Raw genomic sequence first — 15,295 nt, 5'->3', positions numbered from 1 at the left:
GAATTTACTTTTTTCAGTAAATTCGGCTGCAAAAGTTACGTGATCAAGCAAGATTCTGCCTGGAGGGTCGTCATCACTGCCTTTAGGCTTATGTTGTCTTTGCTGGCGATGGCAAGGCCCGTAACGTATAGTATTTGCCTTATGTACGTTGGATTTGGCAGCAAACCGCTTGATACTGTATGATATCTCTATCATGCACTATCAACTCCAACCTACATGGCGCACCTGCATGACATACAGGGATATCTAAACGGCAGGTGTTGCCATGCCGAATTTTGTATAGCGGTTCTCGTTACTAAGAATAGAGAACTCTGCTTCCTCTGAGGTGAGCAACACCCGTTACCACCACCTTTCAAGAGATCAAATTTTCTTGTTATATGCAGCGTTTTGGTTTTTATTGTCGAACATAAAAAGGCAAATGCCCTTTCTCAACTTGCGTTGAAGAAAGGGCATTTGCACAATCGAATTTATATCGAATTTTAATCCTTCTGGGGGTGGTATCTGTTTTTGCATAACATCCTCCGATGCATCTTTGGTTGGTAAAGCGGCATAAAGAACAGAGCGTTTCAATACTAATGATATGTTCTATTGCATTGCATCTATTGCGTGGGAATCTGTGTCCACGACTTCATGCTCCACATGCAATACATCAATCAAAACTTTCGAATGATTGCAGTTTATCCAAAGCTAAAACCGCCTAATAATAACTTTCTTTTGGAAGGATAACTTCATAAGTGAAATTGTAGTTATAATATCCATTTCTTGTTAATATTACTTAAGCTCAAAATAAACAATAATGCGGTAAATCCGACCAATGCAGCTATGTCAACCCAGATATTCATTAATCCTGCATTAAGCAAGGCTCCATTTAACAAATCTGTTCCATATGTTAGAGGAAGGATATATGAAAATGGCTGTAAAATAACAGGTAAATCATTTATCGGTATGAATAGACCACATAAAAAAAGCATAGGAAACCGGAAAAAATTAGAGAATGTTTGTGCTTCAAATACTTCTTTAGCGGAGGTAGCAATTAGTAATCCCAGTAGAGTTGAGGTCACGGCAATAAGAAGAACACCTAACAAAACAATCAGCCAGTTGACCTTTGAAAAGTTAATAACAAAAGAAGAAAGTATAATAGGTATAAAGGCGTTTATAATACCAAAAAGTATTGCACCAGAGGTTTTAGCAAGCACCATTATATTAAGACTGACAGGTGCGAGCAGTAACCTGTCAAAGGAACGGCCTTTACGTTCAAAAGTAATCGTGACGGCCAGCATAGAAGTTGTTCCAAATAATATACTCATTGCCATAACGCCAGGAAGAATTTCATTTATATCGACTGCTTGCTCGGATCGAATAAAAAACATCAGCGTCCATGCCAAAGGAAAAATCAGTCCCCAACTGATATTGGGAGCCTTTAAATAATAATTCTGCATATCTTTTTTTAATATATTCCAAAAGGCAATCCATGTTTTCATTTGCGGCCACCTTCCTTTTCATTTGCCAACTTTTTTGCTTCAATGCCAGTTATCTTTACAAAGACATCTTCCAAGGAAGGGTGAATGCTCTTAGCTTCATAAACAGAAAGCCCTTTTTCTTCAAAAAAGTTTACGAGAGGCAGGATAGAAAAAGGTTGATGGGCATAACAAACGCAAATACCGTCTTGCTCTTCAAAGTTATAATTGGGGAAATGCTTCTTAAGTTCATCATCGAACGCTGCCGCACTACCGTTCAAAGCAAAGTGTACAATATGCCTTGCAGCCTGGGAACTTTCCAATAGCTCATTCACTGGCGCTATTTTAACAATCTGCCCGTTCACGATAAAAGCAATTCGGTCGCATAGTCGTTGCGCATCCTCAATATAATGTGTCGTTAAAAAAACCGTTGTTCCACGCTGTTTAAGGCCAGTGACTAGTTCACGAATCTGTTTCGCACTCTCTACATCGATACCTGTGGTTGGTTCATCCATGAAAAGCATTTTAGGCTCGTGGATAATCCCGGCAGCGATGGTGAGCTTACGTTTCATCCCTTTGGAATATGCTTTAAAAGGACGATTTCCGGCTTTTTCTAAATCAAATTCCAAAAGCAATTCACGTGCCTTTTTTTCTCTTTGCATTTTTTCCATGCCGTAAAGGGAAGCGCAAAAACAGAGATTTTCAAAGCCATTCATGTCATCATATAGATTACTCTCGTCAGGCACGATCCCCATAACGCGCTGCGCCGACTTTGTATTTCTTACGCAGTCTATCCCTGCCAGCGTTATACTGCCGGAGGTTGGTCTTGCAAGGCCGATAATCATATTTATGGTCGTTGTCTTTCCTGCGCCATTCGGCCCCAGAAATCCGAAAATTTCACCTTCTCCAACAGAAAAAGCGACATCCTTAACGGCGGCGAAATTATCATACTTTTTCGATAAATTTATTACCTCCAAAATGTTCATCTAATCACTCCTTTCACTTCATACAAAAAACAAAGCGATTATGCAATGAATCAAAGATAACCGCTTTGTTTTTGCAATGTTATTTTTTCTCCGAGTTGCAGGGATGCTCTTTCGTGTTGCCGTGACATTTTTGAATTAGTTCTTCACTGCATTTGCCGTTTGCGGGCTTCAATTCAGGATGCTCACACTCGAACTTGTCTTTTTGATTAGTATCGCACATATTCACACCTCCATTTTTAGTGTATTCCCAAGTGGAAATAAACTTTTGATTTAGTGATTACTTAATCAAATTATATATAGCTTATTTAGTTCTGTCAAGAAGAAATAGGAAATTTATATTTCAGTATCCTCCAGCATCTCGCCATTACGAAGCATTTCTCTGTATCTCAACAAAACATTGTCTATTTCAGTCAGTCGAACCAAGCATTTTTTTTCATTTGATGTGGTTTCAATAGCATTCTGAATGCCACCATTTTTGATGACGATTCTTTTATTTCCCATTAGAGCAAGAAGGGGATCATGCGTAGCAATAAGTACAATTTTATTTTGACCGACCAGAAGTTCCAGAGCTTTTTTTCGGCTAATCCCTGCATTTTCGATTTCATCAATCAACACAATAGGGGACGTGCTCAAAAAGGCGGTATCCGCTACCATTAAGGCTCTGGATTGGCCGCCGCTTAAAGACGTAAGCGGCGTATATAAATCAAATACCTCGCCGGACAAGTCATTTGCGTGATCAATAATTTCCTGTGTTTTATTTTCAATATCGTCAATCATGCGGCTTTGGGCATGCAGTTTTATAAAATCTTTGACAGAAATGTCCATGACAAAATTCATGTTTTGAGATAGTTGAGCCACCAGCTTGTGCTCGATTGAAAAACGCCAATTTCCCGGCGGAACAGAACCGTCGATTAATATTTGTCTTTTGGTGGGCGTATCCCTTTGTGCCATCCACTCGATATCGGCAAGCAGTCTGCTTTTTCCTGAGCCCGTAGGACCGACAATGCAAAGTATTTCGCCCATATTTATATTCAATTCAATTTCTTCAGCTTTACCGTTTTTATCTCTGCCACCCAAAATGGTTATATCATGGATACTAAAGGAGCGTTCTTCTTTAATGTCTTCCATACGCCCCATAAAAGCCAGGAAGCGTTTGAGTAAGCCTTCCCGGTCAACCCCCATGTCTTCCAGAAATACATAGGGAAGAGAAGCAATATAATTTTTGACCGTATTACTTACGCTATCAATTGGCAAACCGTTAATATCGAAAAACTCCCTGGAGTACGGATAAGTATCAAGTAAGTTTTTTATCGTTAAATTCTCCAATGAAACATAATTCTTCATTTCAAATCACTTCCTTCCAACCTAATCCAGATTCATTTTTCTTATATTTCCTTTTTGCTTTTCCTTTCCAATCTGCGTCTCACCAAGACAATAGGAGCATAGAGCAGACGGCATACTTATTCTCAGTTCTTTTCCTTTCAACGTTTCAACCTGAGTGGATTTTTCTATCAATATTGCTAATTCTCCAGCTCCCTGACCTGTAATTCCGTTAACATGTAATATAACTCCATTCGGATTGGCCTGCCTGATTTTTAAAGCAAAGATTTCTCTTTCTGCCTGTGAAACAATATCTCCCTTAGTAATCACAATGATATCCGCCATCTTGAGCATGGGACCGATTTTTTTTGGCGTATTTATACCCATCAGGTTGTCGATAACACATACTGCCGTGCATCCTTTAATATGGGGGGAACACCGATTGCACAAACCGGCACTCTCGCTAATTAAAATATCATAGGAATGCCTGATTCCCCAATCAACGCAATCATCAATGTTACTTACAAAGAAATGATCCGGACACAGGCTGCCTGATAGCCCAACTCTGCTGTCAATGTGTTGTGCTGCATATAGCTTATCGTCATCGGTTGTTAGGCAGTCGAATTTCAGCACACCAATTTTAAGCTTTTTGTCCTTTAATTCCTCCATTGCTTTTAACAAAACTGAAGTTTTTCCGGAGGAGGGCGGTCCGGAGATCGTGATTAATTTCATTGTAATCTCACCCCTTGATTCATAATATAATTAGAATCTCCCCTCTTTCCCTTTTCTGTATAAGAGCAACAGGAAAAAAGGTGCTCCTAATACCGAAGTAATAATACCTACCGATAATTCAACCGGTTGAAAAATAGTTCTGGCAACAGTATCCGATAAGATGAGCAAAATAGCTCCCAGTATTGCCGATAAGGGCACGAGATAACGATGGTCATTGCCAATTAAAAGTCTTGCCGAATGAGGGGCAATCAGGCCCACAAAGCCGATTGTTCCGGCAACACTCACGGCACTGCCCGCTAAAACAGCAGAAGTCAGCATAATGATAATTCTATATAAACGAATTGGTAAGCCGACACTACTGGCTACTTCATCGCCCAATCCAAAAAGGTTGACCTTCGGACTGATAAACAGCGCTGCTGTTAAAGCAATAAGACTGTATGGCCAAATTGTGCTCACTGCCGTCCAACTCCGGCCCGAAAGGCTGCCAAGTAACCAGGAATAGGTTACTTCCAGTACATCACTGTTAATCATCATCAAAGCTGAAGTGACCGCACTGAGAAGACTGGAAACTGCAATACCAGCTAAAATGATATGTACAGTACTGGAGCTTCCTGAGGTTGTAGAAAGTGCGTAAATTAGCAATACTGCCAGCAAAGCACCAGTAAAAGAGGCTAAAGGGATCATGCCGATTTTCCCTGGCAATAGGGTCATAATAACGACGGCGGCTAACCCGGCTCCCGCATTGACACCAATGATGTTGGGAGAGGCCATGGGATTACGTAAAATGCCTTGCAGTAAAACACCTGCAACCGCCAAATTCATGCCGACAAATACTCCAGTAAAAACTCTGGGCATTCGCACATTAAAGATTATTTGATTTGCCAGACTTTCTTGCAGCTCTCCCTTCAGTAAACTTATTATTTCGTGCCCGGAGAATTGTATTGTGCCGGTCACTATGCTAAAGAAAGCTACAAATACAAGAAAGGCCGCTGCGATCAATATAACTGTCAATCGGTATGCTTTCAGATGAGTAGGGGGTTTTTCAATTTTATTCAACGGGTAAGTCACCTCATTCACTTACAGTTTATAATTGTTTAGAATATATTGCTGTGCCAATAGTTTCGGCCTTGAAATAATGTGGAACGAGAGGAAATGTAGTCCCATCGTTCCAAAGATTTAAAATGGTATATTATTTACCACTTACCGTTAAAATGGTTTCTGCTGTCGTTTTTAGCATTTCTTCTGCTGATGATCTTCCCATTTTTACTTTGAAGGGAAGAGTCATAATTTTATTATTTTTAACAGCAGTCAAGCCCTGCCATTTCAAATCGTTTTTATATTTTTGTATGATAGCTTTATTTTGTTCAGCATCGTTGCTGGAAGCAATCACAAAAATCATGTCAGGATCTTCCTGTATAATTGTTTCAACATCAAAAGGTATCAGGCAGGCGTCTTTTGAACCCGGTAGAGCATCCGGTACAATGTTTTCGAGGCCCAGTAACGACAGAATTGATCCATATGAGGTGGTTTTTTGTGCAGCTAAAATAGTGTCTCCATCCTGGAGAATCACAACTCTATGAATAGCTGTTTCTTCCTTTATTCTTTGTTTAAGTTCACCTGCAATATTTTTTATATATTTAGTATATTGACCAGCGGTTTCTGTTTTGCGAAAAACTTCTCCCCAATATGTAGCACTGTCAATTAAAGGTATCTCTCCAATGCTTTCCGGGTCAACCATAATTACTGTAGCACCTGTTGCTTTCAAGGATTCAAGAATGGAGCTTTGATATCTTGTGTTTCCGATAATAACATCTGGATGCAACTCATATACTGCTTCAATATTAACATTGGTATAGGAGCCTACTGAGGGCAACGCGATACCTTCCTCGCGGATTTTATATTCATCAATTTTACCTACCGGAGTGATTCCGATACAAAAAAGCGATTCCATAATGGAGGCTTGTAAAGCTAAAATCTTTTCCGGATTTTCAGGGATCGTTACAGTCCGTCCCATATGATCTGTAATTGTTTTTTCTGCCGTCAATGGTCTTTCATCATTTACTTCGTTGGTCGTTCCGATTTTCGATGAAGCTGTATTTTTAGCACAACCACAAAATAGCGATATGATAATCACAAAGACCATGCAAAGTGAGACAATTCTATGCTTTCTTATTGTGTTGTACATATTCATTCCTCCCCTTTATTTTGTTAAGACATATGAGCTAATAAACGGCCATACTCTTATTATCAATTGGATTTAATAACTCTCCTAATCAGTAAACAGTCTGTTTTTAAAGCAATATATTAAAATCACTTAGCTGCCGACAAAATTGCTTCTGCGGTTAATTGTATCATTTGTTCTCGTGTGGCCCGGTTAGGATTGGCCTTGAAGGGCAGTATTGTCAGTTTATTTTCTCGAACTGCATCCAAGCTTGCCCATTTAGAATCATTAAGGTATTTATCTAAAAGCCTCTGATTATCTTCTTTATTGTTGCTTGCTGCCATAACAAGCACAACATCTGGATTTTTATCTAAAATGGTTTCTATATCGAATGCCACAAAGGTAGATGTGCTTGAGCCAGGAAGCCCTTCGGGAACAATATTCGCAAGGCCCAGCACTGTGAGAACCGTTCCAAACCCCGAGGCTGTTTGAGCAGCGGTGATGGTGTCTCCGTCCATAATAATCACAGCCGTCTTAATATCTGTCTGCGCGGCAATTTTTTCCTTGTATTCCTTAGCAAAAGAATTGATGTGATTCAAATAGTTTTCGCTTTCCCTTTTCTTGCCAAGGAGATCAGCTAAAAACATAATGACATCATCTTCAGAAGCATCCTTATCTACAACCGGGTCAAAATAGTAGACAGGGCATCCCGTTTCCTCCAAGGCTTCAACTATGATGCCGTGATGTCTACTGTGCGCAATAATTAGATCAGGTTTCAACTGGTAGATAGTCTCAAGATTTATATTGGAAACAGAACCTGCACTCGGCAAATCAATCCCTTCTTGCCTGATTTTATATTCATCTACTTTTCCAACCGGTGTAATCCCGAGGTTAAAAAGATCTTCCATTCTAGCGGAATTTAATGCCAGCACTCTTTGCGGCTTTGAGGGAATGACCACGCTTCTGCCTAAATCATCCACAACGGTTTTGGCAGTCTGTTCCGGTTGTATATCTATTTGTGAATTTAATGAGATATTTGATGCGGTAGTTTCACTCAATGGCTGACTGCCGCACCCACTTAAAATAAATAACATTGAAACAGATAAAATAACTGAAGTAAAAGCTTTCTTACTTTTCATTAGCATGGCTTACAAATCCTCTCTGAATCTGTTGCATCTGGAATCAAGCTATTTAGGGGTTTTTAAAACCGCTTCCGCCATTGCCTTGACCATCATTTCCGGAGTCGATCGATTAGGATTAACAGAAAAGGGAAGGATTAAAAGCTGATTATTCTTCACGGCATCCAGCGCTGCCCACTGAGGATCGCTCTTAAATTTCTCCAAGATGGCTTTATTGTTTTCGGCATCTTTACTTGAGGTCATGATCAAGACTAGATCCGGATTGCTTGCCAAAATTGTTTCAACATCAAAGGGGACAAACGAAGATTTTGTAGCGTTGGGCAGATTATCAGGGACAATATTATCAATTCCTAACAAAGTAAGCATAGAGCCATAAGAAGAAGCATTTTGAGCTGCAACGATGGTATCACCGTCCTGTATGACAATACCGGTTTTAATATCTGTTTCAGAGGCTATTTTCTTTTTAAATTCGTTCGCAGCCGCATATACTGACTGCACATAGTGTTCAGCTACGTCTTCTTTACCTAGTAGTTTGCCAATGTATGCTGTCACCTCCACTACAGGAATATCACCGACCTTATCGGGATCAAAATAATAAACTACTGCCCCTGATTTTTCCAGTTCTTGCTTAAGGGAGGCGTGGAATCTGCTGCTTGCAATAATTAAATCGGGTTGAAGCGCATATACTGCTTCAATGTTTACATTGGATGGTGTCCCTACAGAGGGCAGTGCCATACCCTCTTCTGTAACTTTGTAGTCGTCTACTTTTCCAACAGGTGTAATGCCAATATTAAAAAACGCCTGCATGACAGCGGAAGTCAGTGCCAAGATTCTTTGAGGATTTTCCGGAATCGTTACCTCACGACCAAGTTCGTCCGTAACAGTGTTTTTTGTCTGTACATCCGCAGATTGTTCTGAAGACTGCGCCGGGGGCTTGCCGCTGCAACCGGCAAGCCCCATTGATAACATCATGACTACAGCTAACGTAAAGGCTGTTATGCGAAATCTCATGCTTTATCCCTCCTGTTATTTTTTGATTTCGACCCAGCGACCGCCGCCGGCTTCTCCGTCTGTCAGAATCTGATAGTCAGGCAGAGCGGCCTTTTCAACGATTGCTTTAAATTCTTCAAGGTTTGGTCTTTTCTCATTCCTCTGGGCCAGCCCTTGCTTAAGAGCTTCCTGCAATCTTGCCCGCATACTTGCGGGAAGATATCTTCCCAGCCCTCCGCCGACGATTGCGACACCACCCGGCTTTAAAATACGGTAAATCTCCCGCAGACCTTTTTCCGGCTCCTTCCAGAACCAAATCGAACCTCTGCTCATGATAAAGTCGGCAAAGTTGTCCTCCACGGGAAGTGCTTGGACATCGGCATTGATGAAATCTACCTCGTTGTCAACGTCCAGCGCTTTAAAGTTCTTTTTTGCCAAATCTAAGGATTCCTGACTGATGTCCATGAAGACAATTTTCATATTGGTGATCTTGGCCATTTCCATTCCTAACCACCCTGGACCCACGCCAATGTCCACGGCAATCCCTTCTTTGAGATTATAGTCATCTACAAATTGTTGGATCAGGAGTGGGTACATGGGCTGTAACTTTGAATAATTATCTGATTTAAGCATTTTGTTTTCCCCTTTCTTTACACAGAAAACTTGTCAAACTTGGAGACGGCTTTTATGTAGGCGTCCCAACCTTGCCAGTTTGTCAACTGCTGGTTATATGCAATCGTGTCACACATTGGAATATCCTTACGTGCCGGCCAAGCGCCTTGTTCAGACAGGTAACGTTGCATCTCTTCACATATCAGCAAATCCGCAAGGGCGGTTAGCTTTTCATCCGTGCCTTTTTTCCATACAAGCACCTGTGGGAGAAGGATATATCCTTCTTTAGGAGAATTAATCGCGATTTTTCTACCTTGTGCCATCGCAGCAAAAGAGGAGTTTGTCATAGCCATATCGTATTCTCCCGAAGCTACCGCTTTAACCACGTTGGCAGGAGAGCCCTCATATACAACTTTCCTCTCAAATGCCGGAAACTGTTCAGGAAAATTTGCCTTTAAAAATGCTCCGGCTGCCCTGCACAATGGCTTATCCCGGTCAGGAAAGATGACTTTATATTTCTCATTGAACAGGTCAGCCCATGAGTGTTTTAGTTCATGATCCTTTATTTTTTCCATGTTATAGATCATGACCAAAGGCGTTACGGAAATTGGATAAAAGATTCCCTGTGGGTCTATCAGCATGCTCAGTTCTTCCCGTACAGGGTTTTCTTTTAAATACCTGCTAGACAGTTCAGAGAACAAACCGACTTCTGACCGGCTCTCTAATGCCGCGAATTCCGTAGCATGAGTTACTATCACGTCGGGGACGATTCCCTTTTCAATAGATGGAGCCAGCCATTCTTCACTGCAATCAGATGCGTATTCCGGGTCATGCGGTGTGTACAATGAGATTTTGTCCCCGATTTTTTCTTCCAAGGCTGGAAGGTTATCCTTGACATAATCCGTCATTCGTCCCCGCATGTTAACCGGAGTGTGGATCATAAAACGTACCAAATCTAATCATCCTCTCTTTTATTTTATTTGTATATTTTCAAGCGGAGTGTCTAATAAGTTGTCATGTACACCCGCCGGAACAACTACGTTGCGACAACATCTTTTGAATCTGCAAATATGTGCACATACTCCGTACACATCTTTAATGGACTGTTCTGTAATTACCTGCTCACTAGCTCCAGCCTGATAAACATGTCCATTTTTTAAAAGATATACATAGTCAGATATTTCGATAGCATGATTAATGTCATGGAAAACTGCGATAATAGTTTTTTGGAAAGTGTCTTTCAAATCTTTTATTGTTCGAAGTAGTTCACATTGGTATTTTAAATCCATATATGTAACCGGTTCGTCTAGCAAAATAATTGGTGTGTTCTGAGCAAGAACCATAGCAATCCAAACTCGCTGCTTTTCTCCGCCCGACAACATTTCCACCAATCGGTGCGTTAAATAACCGATCTGCATGTAGTCTATAGCCCATGCAATTTTTTCCTGATCTTCCTGTGTATTTATCCATCCGGAGCGGTGGTAAGGGGCTCTACCCATAGAAATCAGTTCATAAACCGTTACGCCCTGCAATCGCTCATGGGCCTGTGGAAGAAAGGCCATTTTTCTCGAGATTTCTTTTGACCCTAAAGTTTCTATAGGCTTATCAAACAAAAATACCGAATTGCTTTTTACAGGAATTAAGCCGCATAAACAACGCAGCAAAGTCGATTTTCCTGAACCGTTCGGGCCAATAAGTGAAATGACTTGGCTTTTTCCTGCCATAAAATTCACATTGTTTAAAATATTTTGTTTGCCATAACTGAAACAAAGATCTTTTGCAATTAACACTTTAATTCACCAACCTATCCATTAGAGTATTTTGAGTGATTACCTTTAAATAGCAAGTCTCATTGTATTTTTGATAGTTAGACATGGCTAACCAATGTTAAAAAAATTTATGTTAACTAATAATTAAAAAACAAACATGAATAGATCTAAATAGATATATTAGTCAAATTTCTGTATCACTGGGTTTAATAGTAAATAATATGTATTAAATTATTTCATTCACTAATTTGCTAGTTAGAACAACCTAACTTTTAGCAATTAATCCTTCTACATAAGGGATAGGCAAGAATATGATATTGAAATTCATTATCAATAAGAAGTTAAAAAAATTTTGCTAACTTGTTTATATAATTAATCAATTAGCAATTTATTAGCATAACCTAACTTATATTTAAAAAATTTTATTTTTTATTACACTGGCATTGGCATCCACATTCGCCGGTTTGTTCACGTTGACATCCACTCTCAGAGGATTTTGATGCAGCTTCAATTATTTTTTCACCCACCTGCTTTAAAAGAGATCTATTTACAACATAATGCGTATAATAGCCCCTTTTTTCTCCCGTAACCAAGCCAATTTTCCTCAGTGCTTGAAGATGTTGAGAGACAGCCGGTTTAGATATATTAAGTTGCTTGGCTAAACCCCCAACGCATAGGTCATGGTTTAATAAAATGTTTATAATTTTGAATCTAGATTCGTCTGAAATTGTTTTTAATACCTCATAATATTGTTCCATCTCCATTTTTTTGCCCCTTTCCAAATAAGCGGAGGCTGAATCAAAGTATAATATACTTAATTATGCCTGTCAACAGCTTATCTAAATAATTGTGGAATTAAACAATTTGCATTGTATGCAATACTTATTTTGATCGATACGAAGGGTACTATATCCGTTTTCCAATAATCGTTAAAAATTTCCTCTTCTTTAGCATCTACTTTAAAATCTCTAAATTCCTTTTTTATTGGTGACTTATTGATTTTATCATGTTAAATTGCTTTGCCATCTGCTCCACCATTGCTTCTCTCATTATGATGCAGGCTTGAAGAGTTTTGAGGTTGGCGATAGTATAATACATCTTATTTCCCTCACGCCTCACCTCAACAACACCCTTTTCACGCATTACAGCGAGATGTTGAGAAATATTTGGAACCTTGACATTCATAGCTGAAGCAATTTCATCAACGCACATTTCTCTCTTACCTAATAGAAAAAGAATTTCAATTCTTTTCGGATTAGCCATAAATTTACAAAAATCGGCATGGATTTTATATAATTCTTTATTATTGCTCATGAAGTGATTTCCCCCTTTCTAATTTGCGAAAATACGCAATTAGTTTGAAATAATTATACAACAGCAAAAAGCACATGTCAAAACGCACGCACCTATTGACAGGGTTTCAAAAGATTGACTATGGACTATTTTCTTTATTGACATAATTTTGCCTTCCATATATTATTAACATAAAACTATATGCATGATGCACTTATAGGGGGTGAGACATTAACTGGTCAGTCTATAATGGTCAAAATTGAAAGGGGGAAGGTTTTATGCATTTTCCTGTTTCTGGGGTCGATGTTTTACCCTTTATCCCACCGCTGGTAGCGTTTCTAGTGTCTTCTCTAACGGCTTCTGCTGGAGTGTCCGGTGCATTCCTTTTGCTACCCTTTCAGGTGAGTGTGCTGCACTATACCAGTCCCTCTGTGAGTCCCACTAACTTAATCTACAACATTGTTGCCATTCCTGGCGGCCTTTACCGCTTTATTAAAGAGGGTCGAATGGCCTGGCCATTGACCTGGGCGGTGGTGCTTGGCACCTTGCCAGGTGTGTTTGTGGGTGCTTGGGTGCGTATTCAATACCTGCCTGATCCCAAAGCCTTTAAGGTGTTTGTTGGATTCGTGCTTTTGTATTTGGGTTATCGCATGCTGTCCGATTTGATGGGTTGGAATAAGAAGGTTCAAGAGCAAAATAAAATTATGCAAAAAAAGTTTGCTGAACAGGTAGCTAAGCTAAAGGAGGAAAATTCCAGTCGTATGGCTGCCGGCCTACCTTCTGAAGCAGTGGTAAAAACCAAAAGTATTTCCTGGAAAAAGATTGAATATGAATTCTGGGGCGAAACATATTCCTTTAGCGGTATCGCGATTTTAAGCCTCTCCTTGATAGTGGGTTTAATCGGTGGTATTTACGGTATTGGTGGTGGAGCCATCATTTCCCCCTTCTGTGTGGCTATGCTGGGCCTGCCAATCTATACTGTGGCCGGAGCCGCTTTGGCCGGAACCTTCATTACTTCCATTGCCGGGGTTATCTATTATCATATCCTGGCGGCAAGCAGTGTGGCAGCCGGTGCTGCTGTGGCTCCGGACTGGATGCTGGGAGCACTGTTTGGTATCGGTGGTCTTTTGGGGACTTATGTAGGTGCTTATATCCAAAAGTTCTTATCAGATAAAATTATTAAGATTGTCCTCTCAGGACTCATTTTGTTTCTGGCTTTAAACTACATCGGACAATATTTCTTCAGCTAAGTAAACAAATCCCAACCGTTGGAGCGTTGCTGACGGAAGGGATTTCCCTTTCGGTGGGGTATGATTAAATTAATGGGAGTGTGATAGTTATGGTTACGGGTAAAATAGCGCTCCTGCTTAATAAAGAGGATCATGCAAATTTGCAACTAATTTTAGAGCAACTAACGGGTATTTTACAGTGCCAAAGGGCACACAAGGAATTTATTGTTATTTATGATCGTCAAAGGATAGACTATGACCAGATTTTACAAACCACATCGCAAGCGGGTTACCGTATAAGCAGGTTTTATGTGGCAGAGGAAGAATGCTAGGCGTAGAAGAAATTGAGGTGAGATCTGTGAAGGAAGACATACAAAATAACCCAGCCTTTGCCTATATTTCGGGGCGTATGGATAAAATGCTGATACCGACCTTGCTTTACTTTTTATCCCTCAAACCAGCCCATGGCTACGAATTGATCCAAAAGATCAACGAGTCAGGTTTTTCAGAGGTCGAAGCGGACCCAGCTACTATTTATCGCAACCTGCGTCGGATAGAAGAAGACGGCCTGGTAATTTCTCAGTGGGAAACTGAACATACCGGTCCAGCTCGAAGGGCTTACCAATTAAGCCCTGAGGGACACCAGGCCTTGGCATATTGCGTACAGTTAATTACCGAAAAGGTGGCAAGGATGCAAGCTTTTATAGACCAATACCAGCAGGGGGTGAAGGGAGTATGAATAACCAACAAACCTTAAGAATATTACACGCTGGTGCTTTGCGTAAACCAGTAGCGGAGTGTGCTAAGCTATTACAGGGAGCCCAACCGGAGATAGACATTCAGCTGGAATCCTATGGTTCACGGGCCTGTGCCCGGCAAGTACGAGAGGGAAAGGTGGTAGATATTCTGGCCCTCGCCGACCCCATGCTTTTTGAAGAACTGCTGGGGCCAGAGTATGTGGATAAATACTATATTTTTGCTAACGATCAAATTGTGCTGGCTTATAATGATTTCTCAAAGGGTAGCGTGGAAATTACAGCCCAGAATTGGTTTGATGTTTTACTGAAGGAAGAGGTTACCTTTGGCCGTTCCAACCAAAACCTGGACCCTTGCGGTTATCGCACTTTGATGGTTTGGCAGCTGGCAGAGCAATATTACGGGCGGCCTGGACTTTTTAGGCAACTGGACCAAAGGTGCCGTGGGGAGTTAGTCTATCCTAAATCCTACGATCTGGCTTCTGATGTGCTGATGGGTAAGGTGGACTATGCATTTGAATATCTTTGCGTGGTTAATCAGTTTGGCCTACGCAGTCTTTCTCTGCCGGAAAAAATTAACCTTTCTACCCCTACCCATGCGGATTATTATAAGCAAGCTACAGTCAGTTTACAAGGCAAAAATTCCGGTGAGATGATCACTATTTCTGGTGCCCCTATTGAATTTGCCATTGCCATCCTCAAAAATGCCGAAAGCCCTAGACTAGCGAAGCATTTTTTGGATTTGATATTAAGCAGGGATGGCCAACAGCTTTTAGAAGATTGCGGATTGATTCCATATTAAATTGTAGTCCAGGCAAAACCAGGTATTTATTTTTGAAAAACAGGCGATTA

General features: G+C 40.5%; 18 protein-coding genes. 4 read left to right on the top strand and 14 right to left on the bottom strand.

Annotated elements, in window-relative coordinates; all coding sequences use genetic code 11:
• Window positions 1-746: 746 nt before the first annotated feature.
• The 14 genes from V6C11_RS05575 to V6C11_RS05510 form a co-directional block, all read right to left on the bottom strand.
• Window positions 747-1,481: an ABC transporter permease gene (locus tag V6C11_RS05575; protein WP_333530113.1), complete on the bottom strand. Its 735-nt coding sequence runs from the start codon at window positions 1,479-1,481 to the stop codon at window positions 747-749.
• Window positions 1,478-2,443: an ABC transporter ATP-binding protein gene (locus V6C11_RS05570; RefSeq protein WP_333530112.1), complete on the bottom strand. Its 966-nt coding sequence runs from the start codon at window positions 2,441-2,443 to the stop codon at window positions 1,478-1,480. The genes V6C11_RS05575 and V6C11_RS05570 overlap by 4 nt, the downstream gene beginning before the upstream one ends.
• Before the next feature lie 79 nt (window positions 2,444-2,522).
• The gene (locus V6C11_RS05565; RefSeq protein WP_333530111.1) at window positions 2,523-2,663 is read right to left on the bottom strand and encodes a hypothetical protein; all 141 of its coding nucleotides are present in this window, start codon (window positions 2,661-2,663) and stop codon (window positions 2,523-2,525) included.
• 113 nt (window positions 2,664-2,776) lie between these two features.
• On the bottom strand, window positions 2,777-3,787 hold the full coding sequence (locus tag V6C11_RS05560; RefSeq protein ID WP_333530110.1) for an ATP-binding cassette domain-containing protein: 1,011 nt from the start codon (window positions 3,785-3,787) through the stop codon (window positions 2,777-2,779).
• Between the two features lie 21 nt (window positions 3,788-3,808).
• Entirely contained in the window at window positions 3,809-4,495 is a 687-nt protein-coding gene (locus tag V6C11_RS05555; protein WP_333530109.1) for a GTP-binding protein, read from the bottom strand.
• A gap of 30 nt (window positions 4,496-4,525) precedes the next feature.
• Window positions 4,526-5,551 carry a FecCD family ABC transporter permease gene (locus V6C11_RS05550; protein WP_333530108.1) on the bottom strand — a complete coding sequence of 342 codons (1,026 nt, stop codon included), beginning with the start codon at window positions 5,549-5,551 and terminating at the stop codon, window positions 4,526-4,528.
• Window positions 5,552-5,684: 133 nt separating this feature from the next.
• The gene (locus tag V6C11_RS05545) at window positions 5,685-6,680 is read right to left on the bottom strand and encodes an ABC transporter substrate-binding protein (RefSeq protein WP_333530107.1); all 996 of its coding nucleotides are present in this window, start codon (window positions 6,678-6,680) and stop codon (window positions 5,685-5,687) included.
• Window positions 6,681-6,805: 125 nt separating this feature from the next.
• Window positions 6,806-7,801, bottom strand: coding sequence for an ABC transporter substrate-binding protein (locus V6C11_RS05540; RefSeq protein WP_333530106.1), 996 nt, complete (start codon window positions 7,799-7,801; stop codon window positions 6,806-6,808).
• A gap of 42 nt (window positions 7,802-7,843) precedes the next feature.
• Window positions 7,844-8,806 carry an ABC transporter substrate-binding protein gene (locus tag V6C11_RS05535; RefSeq protein WP_333530105.1) on the bottom strand — a complete coding sequence of 321 codons (963 nt, stop codon included), beginning with the start codon at window positions 8,804-8,806 and terminating at the stop codon, window positions 7,844-7,846.
• Between the two features lie 15 nt (window positions 8,807-8,821).
• Window positions 8,822-9,418, bottom strand: coding sequence for a class I SAM-dependent methyltransferase (locus V6C11_RS05530; RefSeq protein WP_333530104.1), 597 nt, complete (start codon window positions 9,416-9,418; stop codon window positions 8,822-8,824).
• 17 nt (window positions 9,419-9,435) lie between these two features.
• Window positions 9,436-10,350: an ABC transporter substrate-binding protein gene (locus V6C11_RS05525; RefSeq protein ID WP_333530103.1), complete on the bottom strand. Its 915-nt coding sequence runs from the start codon at window positions 10,348-10,350 to the stop codon at window positions 9,436-9,438.
• Window positions 10,351-10,368: 18 nt separating this feature from the next.
• Window positions 10,369-11,187 carry an ABC transporter ATP-binding protein gene (locus V6C11_RS05520; protein WP_333530102.1) on the bottom strand — a complete coding sequence of 273 codons (819 nt, stop codon included), beginning with the start codon at window positions 11,185-11,187 and terminating at the stop codon, window positions 10,369-10,371.
• A gap of 401 nt (window positions 11,188-11,588) precedes the next feature.
• Window positions 11,589-11,930: an ArsR/SmtB family transcription factor gene (locus V6C11_RS05515; RefSeq protein ID WP_333530101.1), complete on the bottom strand. Its 342-nt coding sequence runs from the start codon at window positions 11,928-11,930 to the stop codon at window positions 11,589-11,591.
• A gap of 217 nt (window positions 11,931-12,147) precedes the next feature.
• Window positions 12,148-12,480, bottom strand: a complete 333-nt coding sequence (locus V6C11_RS05510) for an ArsR/SmtB family transcription factor (protein ID WP_333530100.1) — start codon at window positions 12,478-12,480, stop codon at window positions 12,148-12,150.
• Window positions 12,481-12,737: 257 nt separating this feature from the next.
• On the opposite strand from V6C11_RS05510, the gene V6C11_RS05505 reads away from it, so the two are divergent.
• From V6C11_RS05505 to V6C11_RS05490, 4 genes are all read left to right on the top strand, one after another.
• Window positions 12,738-13,709 (top strand): sulfite exporter TauE/SafE family protein, encoded by a 972-nt coding sequence (locus V6C11_RS05505; protein WP_333530099.1) that lies wholly within the window; start codon window positions 12,738-12,740, stop codon window positions 13,707-13,709.
• Window positions 13,710-13,798: 89 nt separating this feature from the next.
• Window positions 13,799-14,020, top strand: a complete 222-nt coding sequence (locus tag V6C11_RS05500) for a hypothetical protein (RefSeq protein WP_333530098.1) — start codon at window positions 13,799-13,801, stop codon at window positions 14,018-14,020.
• A gap of 26 nt (window positions 14,021-14,046) precedes the next feature.
• The gene (locus V6C11_RS05495) at window positions 14,047-14,427 is read left to right on the top strand and encodes a PadR family transcriptional regulator (protein ID WP_333530097.1); all 381 of its coding nucleotides are present in this window, start codon (window positions 14,047-14,049) and stop codon (window positions 14,425-14,427) included.
• Window positions 14,424-15,245 (top strand): extracellular solute-binding protein, encoded by an 822-nt coding sequence (locus V6C11_RS05490; protein WP_333530096.1) that lies wholly within the window; start codon window positions 14,424-14,426, stop codon window positions 15,243-15,245. The genes V6C11_RS05495 and V6C11_RS05490 overlap by 4 nt, the downstream gene beginning before the upstream one ends.
• The last annotated feature ends 50 nt before the right edge of the window (window positions 15,246-15,295 follow it).

The organism is Desulfotomaculum sp. 1211_IL3151, from assembly GCF_036763075.1.
Taxonomy (GTDB): domain Bacteria; phylum Bacillota; class Desulfotomaculia; order Desulfotomaculales; family Desulfotomaculaceae; genus Desulfotomaculum.
Note: the sequence above shows the minus strand (reverse complement) of the source record. Positions and strands in the feature narration are given on the sequence as shown.